At 61.2% G+C, this 20,693-nt stretch carries 7 protein-coding genes; 4 read left to right on the top strand and 3 right to left on the bottom strand.

Annotation, left to right across the window (positions count from 1 at the left end; genetic code table 11):
• The first annotated feature begins 9 nt into the window (after window positions 1–9).
• Window positions 10–1,431, top strand: coding sequence for a hypothetical protein (locus tag LRP30_RS09575; RefSeq protein ID WP_249760155.1), 1,422 nt, complete (start codon window positions 10–12; stop codon window positions 1,429–1,431).
• Between the two features lie 43 nt (window positions 1,432–1,474).
• Window positions 1,475–2,104 carry a hypothetical protein gene (locus LRP30_RS09570; protein ID WP_249760154.1) on the top strand — a complete coding sequence of 210 codons (630 nt, stop codon included), beginning with the start codon at window positions 1,475–1,477 and terminating at the stop codon, window positions 2,102–2,104.
• A gap of 856 nt (window positions 2,105–2,960) precedes the next feature.
• Here the strand turns inward: LRP30_RS09570 and LRP30_RS09565 are convergent.
• Window positions 2,961–4,391: an undecaprenyl-phosphate glucose phosphotransferase gene (locus LRP30_RS09565; protein ID WP_128935726.1), complete on the bottom strand. Its 1,431-nt coding sequence runs from the start codon at window positions 4,389–4,391 to the stop codon at window positions 2,961–2,963.
• A 581-nt stretch (window positions 4,392–4,972) separates the two neighbouring features.
• Between LRP30_RS09565 and LRP30_RS09560 the strand changes: the two genes are divergently transcribed.
• Window positions 4,973–5,710, top strand: a complete 738-nt coding sequence (locus tag LRP30_RS09560) for a metallophosphoesterase family protein (RefSeq protein ID WP_249761736.1) — start codon at window positions 4,973–4,975, stop codon at window positions 5,708–5,710.
• Between the two features lie 103 nt (window positions 5,711–5,813).
• Here LRP30_RS09560 and LRP30_RS09555 read toward each other — a convergent pair whose 3' ends face one another.
• Window positions 5,814–6,092 (bottom strand): hypothetical protein, encoded by a 279-nt coding sequence (locus LRP30_RS09555; protein WP_249760153.1) that lies wholly within the window; start codon window positions 6,090–6,092, stop codon window positions 5,814–5,816.
• A gap of 666 nt (window positions 6,093–6,758) precedes the next feature.
• On the opposite strand from LRP30_RS09555, the gene LRP30_RS09550 reads away from it, so the two are divergent.
• Entirely contained in the window at window positions 6,759–6,959 is a 201-nt protein-coding gene (locus LRP30_RS09550; protein WP_245509153.1) for a hypothetical protein, read from the top strand.
• Between the two features lie 156 nt (window positions 6,960–7,115).
• Here the strand turns inward: LRP30_RS09550 and LRP30_RS09545 are convergent, their stop codons facing one another.
• Complete coding sequence (locus LRP30_RS09545) at window positions 7,116–19,844, bottom strand: VCBS domain-containing protein (protein ID WP_276017372.1); 12,729 nt, start codon at window positions 19,842–19,844, stop codon at window positions 7,116–7,118.
• Window positions 19,845–20,693: the final 849 nt, after the last annotated feature.

The following is a 20,693-nucleotide window of genomic DNA, read 5'->3' as shown; positions in this document are numbered from 1 at the left end:
AGACGACGCGTGCTCGGCTATGCGACGCGTATCAATGTCCCACTCGCGCAATGCTGCGCTCCATTCCCGCTTCCACGTCTCACGGTTCTCCGATTGCTTATCGCTTCCTGGCTTTTGATCACATTGCTGGCCGCGACTCCGATCTTGGCCATCACAAGCGGCTCCTTCGCACAGCATGTGATTTCACTTGCTACTGCCTTGATGATGGCAATGGCAACAAGAGGTCCGGAGGCGCAAATCGCGTCTGCCGCGCAGTTGCTGAAGCAATTTCTCCTTATATTCTTGCTTCCGGTCGTCTGGATGACGTTGCAAATCGTTCCGATGTCTTCGCTTGCGAACCCGATCTGGTCGGCGACTTCGATCGCATTGAATCAGCCATCGCTGCAGGGCCGCATTAGCGTTGATACGGGCGCAACGCTGCAAAGCCTGTTCCTCTATCTGGTCAATGTGTCGCTCCTGGTGTCGACCGTCATCATCACAAGGGATCGCCGTATGGCCGAAACGATCCTGTTCGTATTGAGCGCAGTGACGACCCTCATGTCAGTCGAGTTCCTACTCGGCCGGCTCGATTTATTCGCCGGAATCATTCCCCAGTCCGGCGCAGCTAAGAATCTGTTTCCGGCAGCTGCGGCTCTTGCGATATTGACAAATGGCGCGCTGGTCGCTCGGGCACTCGAACGCCACCTGCACCAGCAGAACATCCACAATCTGGCCTCGCCCCAACTGTGGGTCGGCGTTTTCTGCGGCCTGTCAGGAATTGCCGTAGCCTTCGCCGCACTTGCGGCCCTCGAACAACACACATTGGTGGCGGTTACTGGCTGCGGATTGATGGTCCTTGTGTTCATAGCCGCTGTCCGGCGCTTGGGATTTCGGTTTTGGCCCTCGGCTCTATTGTTCTTGGTCCTTGCAGCAATCGCCAGCGCGATGGTTGTGCCGCACTCTCTATCCGGAAGCTTGGGTCTCGTTGGATTCGTCAGCCTCCCCCCGGAAGCAGTTGCGCCGGCAAGGCACCTGCTCTCTGATGCACCAACGTGGGGGAATGGTCTCGGAACCTTTAGGTTGACTTCGAGAGCCTATCAGGAGTTCGGAGCTGCGCTGGCAGACCCTCCCTCTACCGCAGTCTTGATGGCTGTCGAGGCGGGAAGATTGCCGAGCGCCATCCTGGCAGCGTTCGCCGCCCAGTTCTTCCTCGTTAGCTTTCGCGGCGCCGTCCGGCGAGGACGTGATTCCTTTTTCGCGGCCACCGCGGCCGCCGGCGTCGTCGTTGTACTCTGCGAGAGCTTTCTTGACTCAAGCCTCTCAAACCCCACGATTCAAGCGATTGTGGCGATGATGGTTGGAGTTGGACTTGCACAATCAGTGGGACGGACCAGTGGCGCCAACCACTCGGCGGCATCCGCGCACCGTAACACTAGCTTTATATTGAACTAATGCATCGACAATGAGTTCATCGGGCTCCTTTCGCATTCTTTTGATGGCGTTGACCGTGACGGTCGGATGCTATGCCATTGTGTCGGCCGTGACGGCGCTAAGGCGGACAACATTTCCCGCAGATGCGGCCGAGATTGGGGCGCGGTGGACTGGAGATGCGACCTCAGTGTTGGGAACGCGCTCGCCGTTTGGATCGGAGCTGGAGAGCAATCATTCCTTGATCGGCGCGCTGCAGACAATTGAGTCCGGTCAGCAAGGGCCCACGATCCTACGATCAATAGCGCATACCGACGCTCTCAGCCGGGTCCGGCGGACGCTGTCGACCTCTCCTTACAATCCTGAACTATGGCTGGCGCTGGCGCTGCTTCAGGTCCAGCGGGACCCGCACGATCCGGTCGTGGTCGAGGCCCTGAAGATGGCATATTTCGTCGCACCAAACGACGCGCGATTGATGCCGGTGCGGATCGACATGGTGGCCCACTTCGACGCACTCGCCCTTCCCGATGTCAAGGACCTCGTACGCAATGACATTCGGCTCATCCTGATACGCCGATCTGGGTCGAGATCGGCACTTGTGTCCGCTTATCGGAGGGCATCAAAACTGGGCAAAGCTTTCCTGGAGGATGCCGTTGAATCGATCGACCCGTCCTTCCTGGCAACACTGCGCGGTTGAATTCGGACAGGACACTCCTGATGAAGTGCGGGGAGCCGTCGGCACCGGGTGATGCCGGAGTTGACCGCTTCGTTCATAGGTTACAGATCTTCGATCGTTCAGGAAAAGGTTATGATTGGCGCGCTGCCGCGCGTTTTCTTTTCACGATCAATGCTCTTGCGCTATACGGGGCGGTTCCCGCCGCCGGCGAACTCACCTAGCGCTCGCGCGATCCATAAGTCCAGCGCCAACCGTAGTGGTACGGAGTCCACAAACGACGGTCATTGTCGTAGCCGATGTTTGCGGGGATTGACGAAGGCGGGCGTGGGGTGATCGAGACAATCTCGGGAACTCATCGGCTGAAAAGGAGCCTGCTGACGCTGCAACAGCGCTGTGCACCCTTTCCTTCCGCGGTTCCGACGGTTAACTTGATCCCATACTGCTGCATTTCGGTGGGACTGGATGACGATACTTGCCATATTAAGCATCTGGCTGCTGCTCAACGTTTTATTCGTGCTCATCGTGGTTCCTCCCCGCGGGTCGCGATCGCGGCTCAACAGGTCGGGAACAATCCTTGCGCCGGTCCCGATCGAAAAGAATCAAGACCAGCTCGATAACAACGAAAAATTCTCCCTTCGCCACGCTCTCGGATCACTCGCGACGGGAGTCTTTTTCGTCCTGATGCCCCGGCTGATCGCGATACGGGAGGTCATCGTGCGGCTATGGAACAGGACGCGTAGGCATAAGGCCTAAAACTTGGTGATGAGCGCGACGACCTGATTCAAAGGCTCCAAAAGGAGTCCTCGCCTCAATCCGCATCTAGCTCAGCGCATATGAATGAGTCCGCGCCGCGCCCCGCCAAGGCCGCCCCGCTGACCTAGTACGCCTCTTGGGAAATGACGGTAGCCGCCGTGCGCGCCATGATTTTCAGATCGAGCCAAATGCTCCAATTCCTTACATACCAAACGTCATATTCTACCCGCTTTTCCATCAGGTCGATGGTCGGCGTTTCCCCCCGGAAGCCGTTAACCTGAGCCCAGCCCGTGAGGCCCGGCTTCATGTGGTGGCGGTATACGTAATTGCTGATGATCTCGTCATAATAATTATCGTGGGCAAGCGCATGTGGGCGTGGTCCGACCAATGACATGTCGCCGCGCAGCACGTTCCAGAGCTGGGGCAACTCGTCAATGCTGGTCATGCGGAGGAAGCGCCCAATCCTCGTGACGCGCGCGTCCCTCTTGGTTGCCTGAGTAATCGAGTTACCATTCTCGCACACGTACATGCTGCGAAATTTCCAGATATCAAACGGCTTGCCGTTGAAGCCGCGGCGCGACTGTCGAAAGATCACGCTCCCAGGCGAATCCAGCTTGATCAGAATGGAGACGGTGATCAGCACCGGCGCCAGGGCCACTAGCGAAAACAACGCCAGACCGATGTCGAGGCAGCGCTTCTGGAGACGTTCAAACACGCTGAGCGGTGGTCGCTGAATCTCGATTGCCACCGTGCCGCTGACCGGCAAAAACGGGCGCGATACCAGATCAGCGATCGAATTGTCCGGCAAGAGACGGATCGGCTGTGGTACAGCGCGCAAGTGCAGTTCGAGTTGCTGCAACAACGGCAGCTCGTTCCAATCAACCGCCAACAGGTACTCCTCGACATCCGCTGCACGGGATTGGAGAATGACATCGCGAATTTGCCTCTCCCAGCTGGTCCCATGGTTGTTAGCGGGAAGCACGAAATGGCGAACCACGTCGAATCCGTTCTTGCGCAGGTCCTTGAAACGGCTCGAGGTGAAATCAAGCGGCTTCAAGCTGAGCAAGGCAACCTTGCGATCGACCAATCGGCCCTTGGCAAAGTTCGTGCCGAGCACCCACTGCCACGCAAAGCGCAGGCTGAGCAACCCAAGGCCGCCAATTCCGGTGAAGACGAGGAACGTGCCGCGGGACAGATTGTCCGACGATTTCAATAGAAACGCCGCGACCGCAAGGATCGTCAGTGACACCAGCCAGATGATCACCGCTTTGCGCAATTGCCAGACCAGACTAAGCAAACGGTGCGTTGCATACACACCCTGAAAATAGGCGATTGCAACGAACACTGCGCTGACGATCAGTCCGGCGCCGATGGGCGCTCCGTCTCCAGATGACGGCGTGGCGACGCTATAAAGTTCCGACGCCAGCGCGTAGCAGAGCAAGATCAGCAAAAGGTCGGCCGCGATGACGAGGAGCTGAAAAGGCTTCTGAAGAGCCGTGCCCCGTGCGGAGGACGTGGCATAGGTGCTATCAGAGCCATAAGTGGCAACAACCATTCGATCCTCTACGTGTGGAGAGTGCCTGGCGGTCATTGTGATGCTGAAGATTTACCGCTTCCAAACGAAGGGTGTTAAGTGATCGCAGCGACATTGTGGCGCTGCATGCAAAACTTTTGCGATGCACGAATGATGTGTCGCGTTGAAATGCGCATCGACAATTCGACGCGCGCTGAAAATCTCGTCACAGTGCTGACATATCAGCGACGCGCTGCCGCATTTTGACTCAAGTTCCATATCCTCCGCGTGCTTTAACGGTCACGCGAGCGCGTCTTCGCTCATCTTTGAGGCGCTCATCCTGTCGCGAGAGCGCGAGGAGCCACTTGCGGGAACATAGATGAATTTCAATCTGCGGATGCATCAATGCATCTTTGCCGCGCTATGCAGTACAGCGCTGCAATTTCCGCGGACTGGTGGAACCCGTCGCAAGGGTGGGCAAGAAGTTCCGCCCTTCTTTTGGCGTGATCAAGCCGGAGAACGAGGACCTACTCCATCCACCGCACATTGTTCGTATCAGATGGGGAGTTCTCAGGTGCCGGCGACTTGGGGAAATTTCTCGACCACCTGATCGATTTTGCTCCATGATATCTTTCGCCCGACCACGTCGGCCAATCCACAAGCCGCACTTGCCCGACGGGATTCGCATCTATGCGATCTCGGATATTCACGGCTGTGCGCATCTGCTGCAGCCGATGTTGCGGGTGATCGACGCCGACGTGGCTCGCAGCCGCCCGCACTATGCGATCGAGGTTTTCATGGGCGATTACATCGATCGTGGTCCGGACACGCGCGCCACCCTCGACATCCTCGTCGAGCGGAGTCGCCGGGGAAATGCGGTCTTCCTCAAAGGTAATCACGAGGCATTTCTGGTGAGGGTGTTCGAGGACCCTTCACTGTTCGAGGATTGGATTGCCGTCGGCGGAACCCAGACATTGATGTCCTACGGGCTCGCTCCGCCAGATCTCAAGCGCGACGAGCCAACATCGATTTTGCGCGATTTGATTCGCGCAATGCCGACTGAGCATCTGGAATTCCTGGACAATCTGCGGCTGAGCTTTACGTGCGGAGACTTCTTCTTCGTTCACGCCGGCGTTCGACCTGGCGTGGCGCTATCCGAACAGCAGGAGAACGATCTCTTGTGGATTCGCGAGGAGTTCCTGGAGAGCAAAAAGCATTTCGGCAAATATATCGTGCACGGTCACACGCCAGTGCGGCGCGCCGATGTGCGAAACAATCGCGCCAACATCGATACCGGCGCCTATGCGACCGGCAATCTCACCCTGATGAGCATCCAGGGAAGCCGCATGCTCGCGGTGTGACATGTTGGCAACCGCTTGCCATCTGCCAAAGCCCCTTCCGCGACGAGGGTCGAATGGGCCTCGGCGCCCAGAGGTGACGCGCCTTGCCTAATTGAGGACTTGCCTAATTGAGCAAGCAGGGCTTCTGCGGCCGGGCACGCGTCTCGGCCATCCAATCGTTCCAGGCTCGCTCATGCTTGACGTAGAGCTCCAGCCAGCGCGCGCCGTGCTCGTTCTGGTGCAGACGACGCTCCTGGTCAGGCAAACCGGCGCGCAATCGCGCATCCGGATTGTCCAGCGTTTCGAACTCGACCGTCTCCGAAATCGTCAGGCCGACGAGAACACGCTGTCCCGCGCCATCCACGATGTATCGCCGCGGAGCGTCCTTCTTGGGTTCACTCATCTCGTCATGCCCCCATTCGTTTCAGTGAGAACCCCGAGTGCCCCCCGGCGAGCCCGACGGTGCCTAAAAGGCTCGTCGGGCATGGCCGAATGTTGAGGTGGGAGTCGAGGTCTCACCGGAACTTGCAGCCCTTCGCTGGACGCGCCAAGCACGCAGCGCATATCCCAAGATGAGGCCAGCGCCAAAAATGGAAGCGGAGACAAATGCAGAAGCCATGGAGAGTCGTCCCGGATAGTCCGGGGACACATCAAGACCGAGCAGTGTGTCGACATCATGATTCTCGGTGCCTCCCGGCGCCGAAAGATTGTTCACGCCTCGACTTCTTGTGTGCATGCAATGCGATGCCGCGTCCGCTCGTCCTCCCCATCTCTCATTTCGGTCCGGAACGATCACTCTCTATATAGAGAAGCCTTTGCGAGCTATATAGAGAAGCCTTTGCGAGCTGGCGGGCCCGAGCCTTTATCGTCGAGCAGGAGCGCTTCGAGCAGACCTTGTCTCCCGCAACGGGGAATTTCGCGCCGATCGTTCGGCCGATGCCCTTGCAACCGTCCGGGAGCCGTCGCATTATTTCGCATCGCATTTTAGAAGGGATTCAATCCAATGAACTTCCGCGTGCTTATTCCATGCATTGCTCTGTCTGCTCTTGGCCTCACCTTGACCGCATCCGTGGCGCCAGCCGCCGAGCTCGCGCTTGGTCCGGCGCATCATCGGGCGGCTTCCGTCCAAGGCGGACTTGTGCTGTGGGATGATGTCTACCCGCCCGCGATCTATGGTCCTCAGCTTCGCCCGGTCGAGGAAGTCGCGGCCATGAAGGCGCAGGCACGGCCCGTGTCCCAGCGCTGGTGGGGATACTGGTACGCCTGGTAAATTGGAGAGCGCTTGGCTGAGGCCGAGCCAGGCTGGATTAACGACTGCCGCCACAACGGGTAACCGGATGGCGGCGGTCTTTGTTTTGAGGCGCGCTGCATATGTCCGGCGGCCGCGGGGGCCATAGGGCCCCGAAGCCGACGCCTTCTCCAAAGCCTAGGTGATGAGGAAGTTGCCATTGTGCAGCGTGCCAGTGGCATTTTGCAGGCTAACGTCCATATCACTGGCTCCATCGCCATCGATATCGATCTGGAGGTAGTCGTTGCCAGGCCCAAAACTCTGCAAATGGGCCGAAGCCTGGTTGGCGCCGAGGAGCGCCGCACTATCCACATACTCGATGTGACCGCCGGCGATGCTGATGCCTGAGAAGGTAAAGCTATCGTTGGCTGCGTCGAAATTGTGAATGGTATCGGCAGCACCGGCGGCGGAATCTGCGATGCTGACGAAACGGAAACTGTCGTGGCCCGCACTGGCGAAGATCTCATCCGCGCCCGCGCCGGCAGTGATCGTCGTGTTGCCGGACGTATTGCCGATGGTGATCCTGTCGAAATTCGCGCCAGCATTGATGTTTTCGACGTTGCTTACCGTGATGTCGTAGACGTTCGCGTTGAAGGTCAAGCTGTCATTCCCGTCGCCGAGATCGATCACGTTCGCCGGACTGCCGTTCAACGTCAGGGTATCGTTCGACGAGCTCCCGTTGAGCAGATTCACGTTCCAGAGATTGTCGAACGAATTGCTGCCTGCGGCGAGGTTCAGCACATTGGCTGTACCCTCGCCGAGATTGACCGTGACGCCGGATACGGTGTTCAGAAGTGTGACCGTGTCGTCCGATGGGTTGAGATTGCCGGTGAAATCACTGCCGTTGAGGTTTTCGACCCCAACGATGCTGAGCGAATTCACGCCATTGGCGAGAGAAACCAGATCGCTGCCACCGCCCATGTCGATTGCGATGCCGTCGACATTGTTCGTCAAGCTCAAGGAATAATCGCCTGCATTGCCGTTGATGTGCTCGACACCGACCGCGGCAAATGCAGCGAAGTTTCCGTTGAGGACGATGGTGTCCTCGCCATTGCCGAGGTCGATTGCGACCCCGTTCGCAGCAGAGATTGCGCCGGTCACACTCAGAGTGTCATCACCCCCGGTTCCATTGACGTGATTGACGTCGAAGATATTCACGAACGAGTTCGCGCCGGCGGCGAGATTCATCGTGTTGTCGCCGTTGCCGAGGCTGATCTCCAGGCCAGTGACCGTCGTCGACAAGTTGAGCACGTCATTGACGCCAGGCGTCGCACCGAAATCGGATCCGGCGATCCCCTCGACGTCCACGAGGCTCAGCGTATTGGTACCGCCCACGAGGCTGAGATGGTCATTGCCGGCACCGAGGTTTACGACCAATCCGTCAGCGTGGTTCGTCAGGTTGACGAATTCGTCGCTATTGCTGCCGACCAGGTTCCCGACGCCGGCAAGATTGAGCGTGTAACCGTTGCCGAAGACGCTGCCGTTGAGCAAGACCGTGTCCGCGCCCCCGCCGCCCAGATTGATCTGATGGCCGAAGATGTTGCTCCCGATACGGAGATAATCGTCACCGGCCGTTCCGATGACGGGCGCATTGCCGGAGATCTGCTGTTGCGTCGAGAGATCAATCGGACTGCCCGAAGAACCCGACGACAGCAACACGATGCCGTCGCTGAACTGTAGCACTTCGACATTGCTCAGGCTGTCGGTGCCGTCACGGCCCGCCGTATTGTCTTGAACCACAATCGGTCCAGGCGTCGTGACGGTATACTGCGATTGCGTCCCGCTGAAGATCACCATGTCGGTGCCGGCGCCGCCATCGATCGTGTCGTTGCCGCCCTGGCCGGTGATGCCGTCATTGCCGCCGCCGGCACTGATCGTGTCGGCGCCGCCACCGCCGAAGAAGTACTCGTCATTTGAACTGCCGACCAATGTGTCGGCCAGATTGGAACCCTGGACGCTGTTGACGCCACCCGTGATGACGTCGGCGCCTGCGGCCCCGCTCACCGCTCCGGTCGAGAGATCGACGGAAATGCCTCCGCTTGCCTGGGAATATGAGACGCGCGTATTGCCGTTGCCGGTGATGGTATCGTTGCCGAGGAGGCCCTCGAACAAATTGAAGGTACCGAACAATCCGACGAATGTCGCCGCATTGTAAGTGTCGGCCTGGTTGCTACCGGTCGCGCTGTTGACACCGGTATAGGTGTCGGCGCCGATCGAGCTGCCGCCGGTTGCAGTCCCTGCCTGCAGGTTGATCGTTACGGCATCGGCCGCGCTGGCGTAGATGATGCGGGTGTTGCCGTTTCCGGTGATGGTGTCATTGCCGGCCAAGCCTTCGAACTGATTGAAATTGCCGTTGTTGCCGACGTTGTTGACGGCGGCATTCTGGAAGCCAATCGCACCAAAATTCGTCGCCGTGAAGACGTCGTTGAAAGTGGTGCCCTGGGCGCCCTCGATCCCGCGGAACGTGTCATTGCCGATCGAACTGTCACCGGTCGCAGTGCCGGCCGTGAAGTCGATGGTTACCGGGCCGGTGGAGAAGTAGATATTGTTGTAACTGATGAGGTCGAAGCCGCCGCGACCATTGATGGAGTCGTCACCGGCAAGGCCAGTGAACGTCTCGGTAGCTGCGGTGTTGTTGCTTCCATAAATGACATCGTTGAACATCGAGGCCATCACGGCATTGACGCCGCTGAAGGTGTCGCTGCCGGTGGATGCGTCACCACTCGCCGTGCCCGCCAGCAGGTCGACGGTCACGAGACCGGTCGCATTGGTGAACGCGATACGCGTGTTGCCGTTACCGGTGATGCTGTCGTTGCCTCCCATGCCGATGAATTCGTTGAAGGTCCCGTTGGAGCCGGCATTCGTGCTGCCTGCACCGAAGCCGGTGGCGTTGAAGACGTCCGCGTCATTCGAGCCGCGCACGGATTCGATCGATCGAAGCGTGTCGGTGCCGACCGTCGCAGCATCGCCCGTCACGGTTCCCGCAGCGAGCTGAACGTTGATGCCGCCCACGGCTGCCGGATCGAGCGCGTAGTCCGCCCGGTCGAAACCGGCCCGGCCATCGATGGAGTCGTTGCCGGCGCGACCTTCGAAGGTCTCCACGGTCCCCGGTCCATTGGCGCTGCCCAGCAACTGGTCGGCAAATCCAGAGCCGACGATGCCGGCAAAGCCCGAGCCAACCAGGGTATCGGTCCCGACCGAGCTATCTCCCGTCGCCGAATGCGCGGCCAGATCCACTGTCACGCTACCCGTCGCGTTGGCGTAAGAGATGCGCGTCAGCAGCGCACCCAGGCTGTTGGTGGCTCCCGTGATGTTGTCGTCGCCGCCGCGACCCTCGAATTCGTTGAAGCCGAGATTCGTGCCGGCAATGCCGGTGTTACCCGCAAAGCCGGTCGCGTTGAACGTGTCGGCAAAGCTGCTGCCGACGATGCCCTCGATATTCGCGAGCGTGTCAGTTCCGACACCCGGACCTGTCACCGAGCCTGCGGCGAGACTTGCGGTAATGCCGCCCGTCGCATCGGTATAGTCGGCGCGGTCGAAGCCGAGGCCGCCGTCGAGCAAATCATTGCCATCGAGGCCCTTCAGGCGATCGTTGCCGCCGAGGCCACTCAGGCTGTCGGCATAGGCTGTGCCGGTCAGCGTGTTCGCATTGCCGTCGCCAGTGAGGTTGACGCCTTGCCCCAGGATGAAATCGGCCGCCGTCAGGTTCGACAGCGTCACGTTCGAGAGCGTCAGGCTGTCGCCATTGCCGAAGTCGATGACCGTGTTCAGCCCAACCTGAGTGGCAAGCGCCTGAACCTGCGCAAAACTGGAGACGCCCGCGACGCCCGTGAGGTCGATCTTGTCAGTCTGCGCCTGCAAGAAGTCGCCGATGGTGTCCGCGCCACCGCCGGTGGCGTAGACGAAGGTATCGGCGCCGAGACCGCCACCCAGGAAGTCGTTGCCGGCACCGCCGTTGAGCAGGTCGTTGCCGTTGTTCCCGAACAACTGGTCGCCACTGGCCGAGCCGGTGATCGTGTCGTTGAAGTTCGAGCCCGCGACGTTGGTCACCCCTCCTGTGATGGTGTCGTGACCCACAGAGCCGTCGCCGTCCGCGGTGCCGCCAGCGAGATTGACGGTCACACCTGACGTGGCGCTGCCGTACTGGATCTGGGTGGAGCCGTTGCCGGTGATGGCATCGTTGCCGGAGCCGCCCTGGAAGAAGTTGGCCCCGACGAAGCCGGCCGCGTTGAACGTATCGTTGCCGCTGCCGCCGACCGCACTGTTGACGCCTGTGAAGGTGTCATGGCCGGTTGAGGTATCGCCACTGGCCGTGCCTGCGGCGAGGTTGATGGTCACGCCGGACGTCGCATTCCCGAACAGGATCTGCGTGTTGCCATTGCCGATGATGGTATCGTCGCCGCCCTGGCCCTGGAACGCGTTGAACCCGACGAATCCCGTCGCGTCGAAGCTGTCGGCAAGATTGCTGCCGGTTGCGCTGTTGACACCCATAAAGCTGTCATGCCCGACCGAGGCATCGCCGCTGACGGTGCCGCTGCCGAGATCGACAGTCACCCCGCCAGTTGCATTGGCGTAGATGATGCGGGTGTTGCCGTTGCCGGTGATGACGTCATCGCCGCCCAGGCCTTCGAACTGGTTATAGGTGCCGTTGTTACCGACGTTGGAAGCGCCATTCTGGCCGTAGCCCGTTGCGTTGTAGCTGTCGGCGTAGCCCGTGCCCTGAATGCCCTCGATCGAGCGCAGCGTATCGCTGCCGATCGACGCATCGCCGGTCGCCGTGCCTGCCGCCATGTCGACGGTCACGCCGCCCGTGACCGTGCTGAGGCTGTTGTAGATGGCAACGTCGAACCCGCCGCGACCGTCGATGTAATCGTCACCGCCAAGACCGGTGAAGTTGTTGTTGAAGCTGCTGCCGAGCAGCGTGTCCGAGAAAGTCGAGCCCTGCACCGCATTGACGCCGGTGAAGGTGTCGGTCCCCTCGGTCGCACCCGTGGCACTGCCGGCGACCGTGACTGCATTCGTCGTCCCGACGGCGCTGGTCTCGAGGTCGACGCTGACGCTTGAGGCGGCGATCTGGTAGTTCAGGCGGGTGAAGCCGTTGCCGATGATGGTGTCGTTGCCGCTGGCGCCGGCGAAGTCGTTGAAGGCCCCCGAGGAGCCGACATTGGTCGCCCCGGCCTGACCGAAGCCGGTCGCATCGAAGGTGTCGTCAAAATTGGTGCCGCGGGCGGCCTCAACGTTGCGCAACGTATCGGTGCCGACGGTCGCATCGCCGTTCACAACGCCCGCGGCCAGGTGAACGTAGATGCCTGACGTGGTCGTCGTATCCGAATTGTAGGTGACCTGGTCGTAGCCGCCGCGGCCATCGATATAGTCGTCGCCGCCGCGCCCCTCATAGGTCTCATAGGTGAAGGCCGCATTGTCGCTGCCGTAGATCGTGTCGTTGTAAGCCGAGCCCCAGATGGTCGAGACATTGGAGAAGGTGTCGTGACCGACGGAGGCGTCGCCGTCGGCGGTGCCTGCGCCGATATCGACCGTGACGGCACCGGTCGCGCTCAGATAGGACAACCGCGTCACCGCCTGCCCCAGGGCGTTGAGATCGCCGATGACGCTATCGTCGCCGCCGCGCCCCTCGAACTCACTTTGACCGGCCGCCACGCCGGGCAGGCCGGTCGAGCCAGTAAATCCAGCCGCGTTGAACGTATCGGCAAAATTGCTGCCGAGGATGCCCTCGACATTCGCCAGCACGTCGCTGCCGACGCCGGGACCCGTCACCGAGCCGGCCGCCAGGTTGGCGGTGATGCCACCCGTCGCATCGCTGTAATCGGCGCGGTCAAAACCCTGGCCGCCGTCGAGCTGGTCATTGCCGCCGAGCCCCTGCAGGACATCGTTGCCGCCGAGGCCGCTCAGGATATCGGCATAGCCGGTGCCGACCAGCGTGTTCGGATTGGCGTCGCCAATCAGGTGAACGCCCGGCGAGAAGATGAAGTCCGCCGCGGTGAGGTTCGACAGGGTGACGTTCTGCAGCGTCAGGCTGTCACCATTGCCGAAGTTGATGAACGTGTTCGGCCCCTGCTGTGAGGCGAGCGCCTGGACGTCGGCCAGCGTATAGATGCCGGTGACGCCCGAGAGGTCGATCTTGTCGGCCTGCGCTTGCGAGAAGTCGCCGATGAAATCGGCTCCGCCGCCGCTGGCATAGATGAATGTGTCGGCTCCGCCGTTGCCGAGCAGACTGTCGGCACCGCCGCTTCCCTTCAGCGTATCGCTGAAGCCCGATCCGGCAACGCTGTTCACACCACCGGTAATGATGTCGTGCCCGACCGAGGCATCGCCGCTGACGGTGCCGCTGCCGAGATCGACAGTCACCCCGCCGGTCGCATTGGCGTAGATGATGCGGGTGTTGCCGTTGCCGGTGATGACGTCATCGCCGCCCAGGCCCTCGAACTGGTTGTAGGTGCCGTTGTTGCCGACGTTGGAGGCGCCATTCTGGCCGTAGCCCGTTGCGTTGTAGCTGTCGGCGTAGCCCGTGCCCTGAATGCCCTCGATCGAGCGCAGCGTATCGCTGCCGATCGACGCATCGCCGGTCGCCGTGCCTGCCGCCATATCGACGGTCACACCACCCATGACCGTGCTGAGGCTGTTGTAGATGGCAACGTCGAACCCGCCGCGACCGTCGATGTAATCGTCACCGCCAAGTCCGGTGAAGTTGTTGTTGAAGCTGCTGCCGAGCAGGGTATCGGCGAAGGTCGATCCCTGCACCGCATTGACGCCGGTGAAGGTGTCGGTCCCCTCGGTCGCACCCGTGGCACTGCCGGCGACCGTGACTGCATTCGTCGTCCCAACGGCGCTGGTCTCGAGATCGACGCTGACGCTCGAGGCGGCGATCTGGTAGTTCAGGCGGGTGAAGCCGTTGCCGATGATGGTGTCGTTGCCGCCGGCGCCGGCGAAGTCATTGAAGGCCCCCGAGGAGCCGACATTGGTCGCCCCGGGCTGACCGAATCCGGTCGCATCGAAGGTGTCGTCAAAATTGGTGCCGCGAGCGGCCTCGACGTTGCGCAACGTGTCGGTGCCGACGGTCGCATCGCCGTTCACAACGCCCGCGGCCAGGTGAACGTAGATGCCTGACGTGGTCGTCGTATCCGAGTTGTAGGTGACCTGGTCGTAGCCGCCGCGGCCGTCGATATAGTCGTCGCCGCCGCGCCCTTCATAGGTCTCGTAGGTGAAGGCGGCATTGTCGCTGCCGTAGATGGTGTCGTTGTAGGCCGAGGCCCAGATGGTCGAGACGTTGGAGAAGGTGTCGTGACCGACGGAGGCGTCGCCGTCGGCGGTGCCTGCGCCGATGTCGACCGTGACGGCACCGGTCGCGCTCAGATAGGACAATCGCGTCACCGCCTGCCCCAGGGCGTTGAGATCGCCGATGACGCTGTCGTCACCGCCCCGCCCCTCGAACTCACTTTGGCCGGCCGCCACGCCGGGCAGGCCGGTCGAGCCGGTAAACCCAGCCGCGTTGAACGTATCGGCAAAATTGCTGCCGACCACCCCCTCGATGCCAACGAGTGTGTCGGTTCCGACGCCCGGCCCTGAGGCGACGCCTGCTGCCAGATTGATCGTGATGCCGCCGGTCGCGTCGGTATAGACGGCGCGGTCGAAGCCCGCTCCGCCATCCAGGAGGTCGCTGCCACCCAGGCCCTGAAGGCGATCGTTGCCGCCGAGGCCGCTGATGGATTCGGCATTTGCCGTTCCGGCGAGGCTGTTGGCGTCGTCGTCGCCGACGATCGGCGCGGCCGGCGTGCCGAACAGGAAATCGCTCGCCGTCAGGCTGCTCCGAGTGACGTTCTGAAGCGTGATTCCGTCACCGGAACTGAACGTGATGACCGTGTTCGGGCCGCTCTGCTCCGCGTGCGATTGCAGATCGGAGAGGCTATAGATGCCGTAGACTCCGGTCAGATCGATCCTGTCCTGGCCATGGACGAAATCCTGGATGAAGTCGAAACCGCCGCCGCTCGCATAGACAAAGGTGTCTGCACCGGCTCCGCCGCTAAGGAAATCGTTGCCGGCTCGGCCATCCAGCGTGTCATTGCCGCCGCTGCCGGAGAGGCCGTCATTGCTGGCGCTACCGACGATCGTATCGTTGAAATTCGATCCGAAGACGTTGAAGACGCCCCCGGCGATGGTGTCATGGCCGACCGAGCCGTCACCATCAGCCGTACCCGCGGTGAGATTGATGGTCACGCCGCTGGTCGCGCTGCCATACTGAATCAGGGTGTTGCCGTTGCCGATAATGCTGTCGTTTCCGGCGTTGCCCTGGAATGAATTGAAATTTGCGTTGACGCCGGTGAAGCCCGTTGCGTCATAGACGTCGTTGAAATTGCTGCCGATGGCGCTGTTCACGCCGCTGAAACTGTCGTGGCCGACCGACGTGTCGCCGCTGGCAGAACCGGCCGCGAGATTGATGGTCACACCGCCGGTGGCGTTGTTGTACTGGATCTGCGTCGTGCCGTTGCCGATGATCTGGTCGTCGCCCCCCTGCCCCTGGAACGAGGTCCCGCTCGGGCCAGAGAATCCGGTCGCGTCGAAAATGTCGGCAAAGTTGCTGCCGAGGGCGCTGTTGACACCGGTGAAGCTGTCGTGACCGGTCGAACCGTCACCGTTGGCGGTGCCGCCCACGAGATTGATGGTCACGCCGCCGGTGGCATTGGCGAAAATGAGGCGTGTGTTGCCGTTGCCGGTGATGACGTCGTCACCGCGCAGCCCTTCGAACTGGTTGAAGGTCCCGTTGTTGCCGATGTTGTCCCCGGTCACGCCGTAACCGGTCGCATCGTAGGTATCGTTGAAGTTTGTGCCCTGAATGCCTTCGATCGAACGAAGCGTGTCCGTGCCGTTCGAGACATCGCCGGTGACGATGCCGGCCGCCATATTGACGGTGATGCCCCCCGTGGTGAAAAAGATGTTGTTGTAAGACGATACGTCGAAGCCACCGCGGCCGTCGATATGATCGTTGCCGGCAAGGCCGGTGAAGGTATCGTTGGTCGCGCCGCCATACAGGGAGTCATCGAACATCGATGCTTGGACGGCGTTGACGCCCGTGAAATGGTCGGTGCCGACGGATGAATCACCGGTGGCGATGCCGGTCACGAAGTCGACCTGGACGCCCGCCGTCGCATTGTTGAAACCGAGCCGCGTAAAGCCGTTGCCGGTGATGGTGTCGTCGCCGCCGTTGCCGGTGAACTCGTTGAACGTCCCATTCGAGCCGGCATTGACGCTGCTGGAGCCGAAACCGGAGGCATTGTAGGTATCCGCGAAGTTGGTGCCGCGGATTGCCTCGATCGCGCGCAGCGTGTCCGTTCCGATGGTGGCGTCGCCGGTCACGATGCCGGCTGCCAGATTGACCGTGATTCCCGTCGCCGTGGTCGGATCGACGTTATAGTCGACGCGGTCATAGCCGCCGCGGCCGTCGATATAGTCGTTACCGGCCAAGCCCGAGTACACTTCCGCGGTGAACATCGGATTGTTGCTGCCGAGAATCGTGTCGTCATGGGCTGAGCCCCAGACGCCGTTGAAGCCGGAACCGACCAGCGTATCGTGGCCCACCGACGCATCACCCTGCGCATAGCCGGCCGCGAGATCCACCGTCACCGCCCCGGTCGCGCTCACATAGGAGACGCGCGTGAGCTCCGCCCCCTGGCTGTTGGTATTGCTGATGATGGTGTCGTCGCCGCCCTTGCCCTCGAACTCATTGTAACCGACGGGGCTGCCCGGAACACGCGCGTCGCCGGTGAATCCGGCGCCGTTGAATATGTCGGCGAATTCGCTGCCGATGGCGGCTTCGATGTTGACGAGCGTGTCCGTATCCACTCCGGCGCCGGACGCGGTTGCCGCCGCGAGATTGATCGTGACTCCGCCGGTCGCGTCGGTATAGACGGCGCGGTCGAATCCTGGCCCGCCGTCGAGAACATCGTCACCGGCACCGCCCGTGAGATAATCCTTGCCGGCGCCACCAAAGAGAATGTCGTTCCCGGCGCCGCCGCTGATGCGGTCGTTGCCGTCCTGACCGTCGATCAGATCGCTGCCACCCCCGCCCGAGAGCACGTCATCGCCGAGCGAGCCGAACTGGGCGCTGCCGACCGGCGTCAGCACGGCATTCCCGACCTGCTGGTCAAGGTTGTCGACGTAGAGGGTGGTGAGCTCAGTCACCGAATCCGGGTCGGAAAAGTCCGTCGCGGCCAACTGGTCCGTGGCCGCGCCTTGAGCAACCTGGCCGGCCTGCGCTAGCTCGGTCACGTTCGTAGCTGATTGAATACTCTTGTTCGCGGCAGCAACGACCTCGACAAGCGTCGCGGCAGCCGCCGCGTCGACGCCGGAGGACACAACTACGCTCTGCACCGTTTCCTGCGAGCTGAGATCGAAGGGCAGCGGATTGTCCGGATCGGCCTGAGCGGCAGCAACCGCATCCGCAATTGCGGCTATGACCGTATCCGGCGCAACGCCGACGGCCGAGACCTGCGCCACCGTGCTCTGGACCTGGATGGCCGCCGCAAGCACCGCGGTCGCCGTTGGATCGCTATTCACCGCATCAGGCACCGGATCGTACGACCTCAAGTCGATACCGGTCAGGTCAAGGTCGAAGGCGGCGGCCACGGCGTTCATGGCCTGGTCAGCTGTCAGCGACGTGCTGTCGATCAAGGCAGCGATCAACGTCGTCAGCGGCGTGATGACGGTGGATCCCTCCGGCGCCCTCAGCACGCCATCGACCTGCAGTCCCGTCGAGATGTCGACACGGCCGATGCTCACGAGCGGACCGGATCCGCCGGACAGCGTGAAGCTACCGTCGGCCCGGGTCGTCGTGAACGCCTCGCCCGCATCGAGAATTCCGTTGTTGTTGGCGTCGGCAAAGACCGTGGCTCCGCCGATGTAGCCGTCAATATCCAACGCATTGATCTCGTTGGCGCCGGGCGTCACGGTCAGCGTGAGCTCGGCCGAGCTCGACGCCCGATGCACGCCGTCGTCGGAGGTGGCCGTGACCTTCAGTGTGAATGGGGTCGTGCTGCCGACGGCATTGTGCGGGATCAAGACGATCTCGGAGATTGAATCGCCGGTCACGAGCCAGGTGCCGTCTCCGATTGCCACGCCGTGCTCGACGTCAAACGTCGTCGGCACACCTTCGATCTTGACCGACAAGGTGCTGCCTTGATCGACTTTGCTGGCCGCGACGTTGAGCGTGATCTCTCCGTCGGCGGCGCCAGATGCGTCCTGAACGCTCAAGCTCGGCGCGTCCTGCGCGCCGTGGATATCGAAGCTGATCTCCTTGGTCGTGCCGTCGATCGACGTGACGGTGAAGGTCTCCGTCTTGGTGTCGGTGGCACTGAGATATTGGATCGCCGCGTTGTCGACCGAATAGGTGTAGTGACCGTCGGCAGACAGTGTCACTGCGCCGAGATTGCCCGGTGCCGTGATCACGCCGGCCTGGAACGCGGCCTGGTTCTGGTCGGGATCGCTGATGGACAGCTGCCCCGATGCCGTCAGCTGGCTGTCCTCGGTGACGTCGTGCTGTGCAGGATCACCTATCGCGGCTACGTCGTTGGCGCCCGTGATGTTCACCACGATATCGGAGGTGGCGCTGCCGTCGGCCGAGGCGACCGTCAGGGTGTCGGTGACGTGCTGCCCTGCGACGAGCGAATCCGATTTCGCAGAATCGAGCGTATAGGTCCAGGCACCGGTCGCTGGATTGAAGGTGAAGTTGCCGTACGTGCCGGCCAGGGAAGCCGGGGTGGCGAAATGGTCTTGGCCGCTGTCGAGGTCGTGCACCGCGAGTTGGCCCGACGCGTTGGGATCGCCGGCCACTGCGTCGGCAACGCCGCCGGCCTCGATCACCGAAATATCCTGGCTCCCAGACACGGTGATCGTGGCCGCGTCGTTACTGCCGGTGACGGTCACCGTGAGCGTCGACGAGCCCGTGCCTCCGTGGTTGTCAGCATTCGTGTAGGTGAACTGATCCGTTACCTGCTGGCCTTCGGCGAGCGCTTGCACGGATGCGCTGGAATTGTTGAGCGTATAGGTGTAGGCGCCGGTCGCCTTGGTGACGACCAGCGTTCCATAGGCGCTGACGACCGTGATCGTGGTGCCGTTGTCCGTGCCTCCCGCTACCGCCGATACGATGTGGGTGTCGCCGACATCGGCATCCGTGTCGTTTGCGAGCAAATTGCCGCTCGCAACCGTCGTCGCATCCTCCGTGACGGAGACGATATCTGCGACTGCGACCGGCGCATGATTGGTCGCGCCTTCGATGACGACCTCGACCTTCTCGATCGAGACGATGGCCAGGTTGAAGCTCCTGAACGCGTAGTCCGCGCTGCCATAGCGCGCGATAAGCGCCTGGATTGCCGCAAGATCGGACCTGAACGAAGCCGAGTTCGCCAGTTCCTGCGTGACGACGAGGCGGAGCGTGTCCTGGCCTTTGCCGCCATCATAGATATCGCAAGAACCCACATTCTCCGAAACGCGGTAGATCAGGATATCGTTGCCATTCTCGCCGCTGACGATGTCACGACCCGCACCGCCGTCGATGATGTCGTCGCCGTTTCCGCCGCCGATCAGATCATTGCCCGTCCCACCGAGCAGCGTATCGTTGCCGTTGCCGCCGAGAATGACGTCATTTCCGGCGCCGCCATCCACCGTGTCATTGCCATTTCCGGCGTCGATCAGGTCGTTGCCCGCACCAGCATTTATGCTGTCATTGCCGTTGCCGGCCTGAATGAGATCATTGCCTGCCCCGGCGTTGACGATATCGTCGCCGTTTTTTGCATTGATGACGTCAGCCGTATTAGTGCCGGCGATCTGATTGTTTGCGTCGGTGCCGTTGATGATCATGGTGGTTCATCTTCCTCGATAGGGCAACAGGCATTGCTCGCGAGCGCGCGGAAGCGGCTTGCGTTATGCGGATGGAGAAATCTTCAATCGTCGATGGTGGAACGCGATATGGACGCGACGCGTAACGTCGTGCGGTCCCTCATGGTGAGCCCCTTCCGTAACCTCTTTGATTTTTCAAGTTCGCCGTCAGCCCAACGGCGCGAGTTGGAAATGAACTGGTCTTGTTATTGTTCTACTGAAGTACCGCTCGACGAGGCATCGTGATGCAGCGTCGAACGTCGAAGTCGTACCGCGGACCGTCAAAAGGTTTTTGACAATTGCAAATTGTTTCCATTGTTGCGCGACAGCGTCAAGACAGCACAGCTGCTAACCTTAAGCAGGACGCGAACCGAACGGTGCAGCTGCGAAATTATGCGTGTCCGATTTGCGACGGCCGGCCATCTCACCGAGCCAAAGCATCGACGCGTCGCCGGGCCACGGCGCAATCCGCACCGAAATGAAATGTGCGCGCTCTCCACCTGTCGCGATCGGACCAGATCGCCCAAGCTGCTGATAAAACGAATTGCTACCGTTGATAGCGCCGGCCCCCGGGCCGCGTCGCGTGCCGCAGACCGCACTGCGACACTCTGACGCGCCGAGGCGTCCCCACAGAAACAGAGCATGAGCGGAAACCGAAAACCTGCAACAAACTGGCTCAAGGCCTTAATTCCTGGATCAAAGGCTATTCCTCCCCAATGGAATAGCGCTGGCACGTCTCGACGCATGACCCGAATGGGTCATTGAGAGCTTGCTGGCGCCGCCTCACGGCAGCGATCTCATTAGACTTTCGTCGACCGCGATTCTTCAGGA

Origin of the sequence: Bradyrhizobium sp. C-145 (assembly GCF_023375135.1) — a bacterium.
Taxonomy (GTDB): Bacteria; Pseudomonadota; Alphaproteobacteria; order Rhizobiales; family Xanthobacteraceae; genus Bradyrhizobium; species Bradyrhizobium zhanjiangense.
The sequence above is the reverse complement of the archived record's forward strand: the minus strand, read 5'-3'. Positions and strand labels throughout refer to the sequence as shown.

Excerpts from the sequence above, each read along its gene's own strand:
- LRP30_RS09555 (WP_249760153.1), bottom strand. The coding sequence starts at position 6,092 with ATGAGTGAACCCAAGAAGGACGCTCCGCGGCGATACATCGTGGATGGC.
- LRP30_RS09570 (WP_249760154.1), top strand. The coding sequence starts at position 1,475 with ATGGCGTTGACCGTGACGGTCGGATGCTATGCCATTGTGTCGGCCGTG.
- LRP30_RS09565 (WP_128935726.1), bottom strand. The coding sequence starts at position 4,391 with ATGGTTGTTGCCACTTATGGCTCTGATAGCACCTATGCCACGTCCTCC.
- LRP30_RS09545 (WP_276017372.1), bottom strand. The coding sequence starts at position 19,844 with ATGATCATCAACGGCACCGACGCAAACAATCAGATCGCCGGCACTAAT.
- LRP30_RS09560 (WP_249761736.1), top strand. The coding sequence starts at position 4,973 with ATGATATCTTTCGCCCGACCACGTCGGCCAATCCACAAGCCGCACTTG.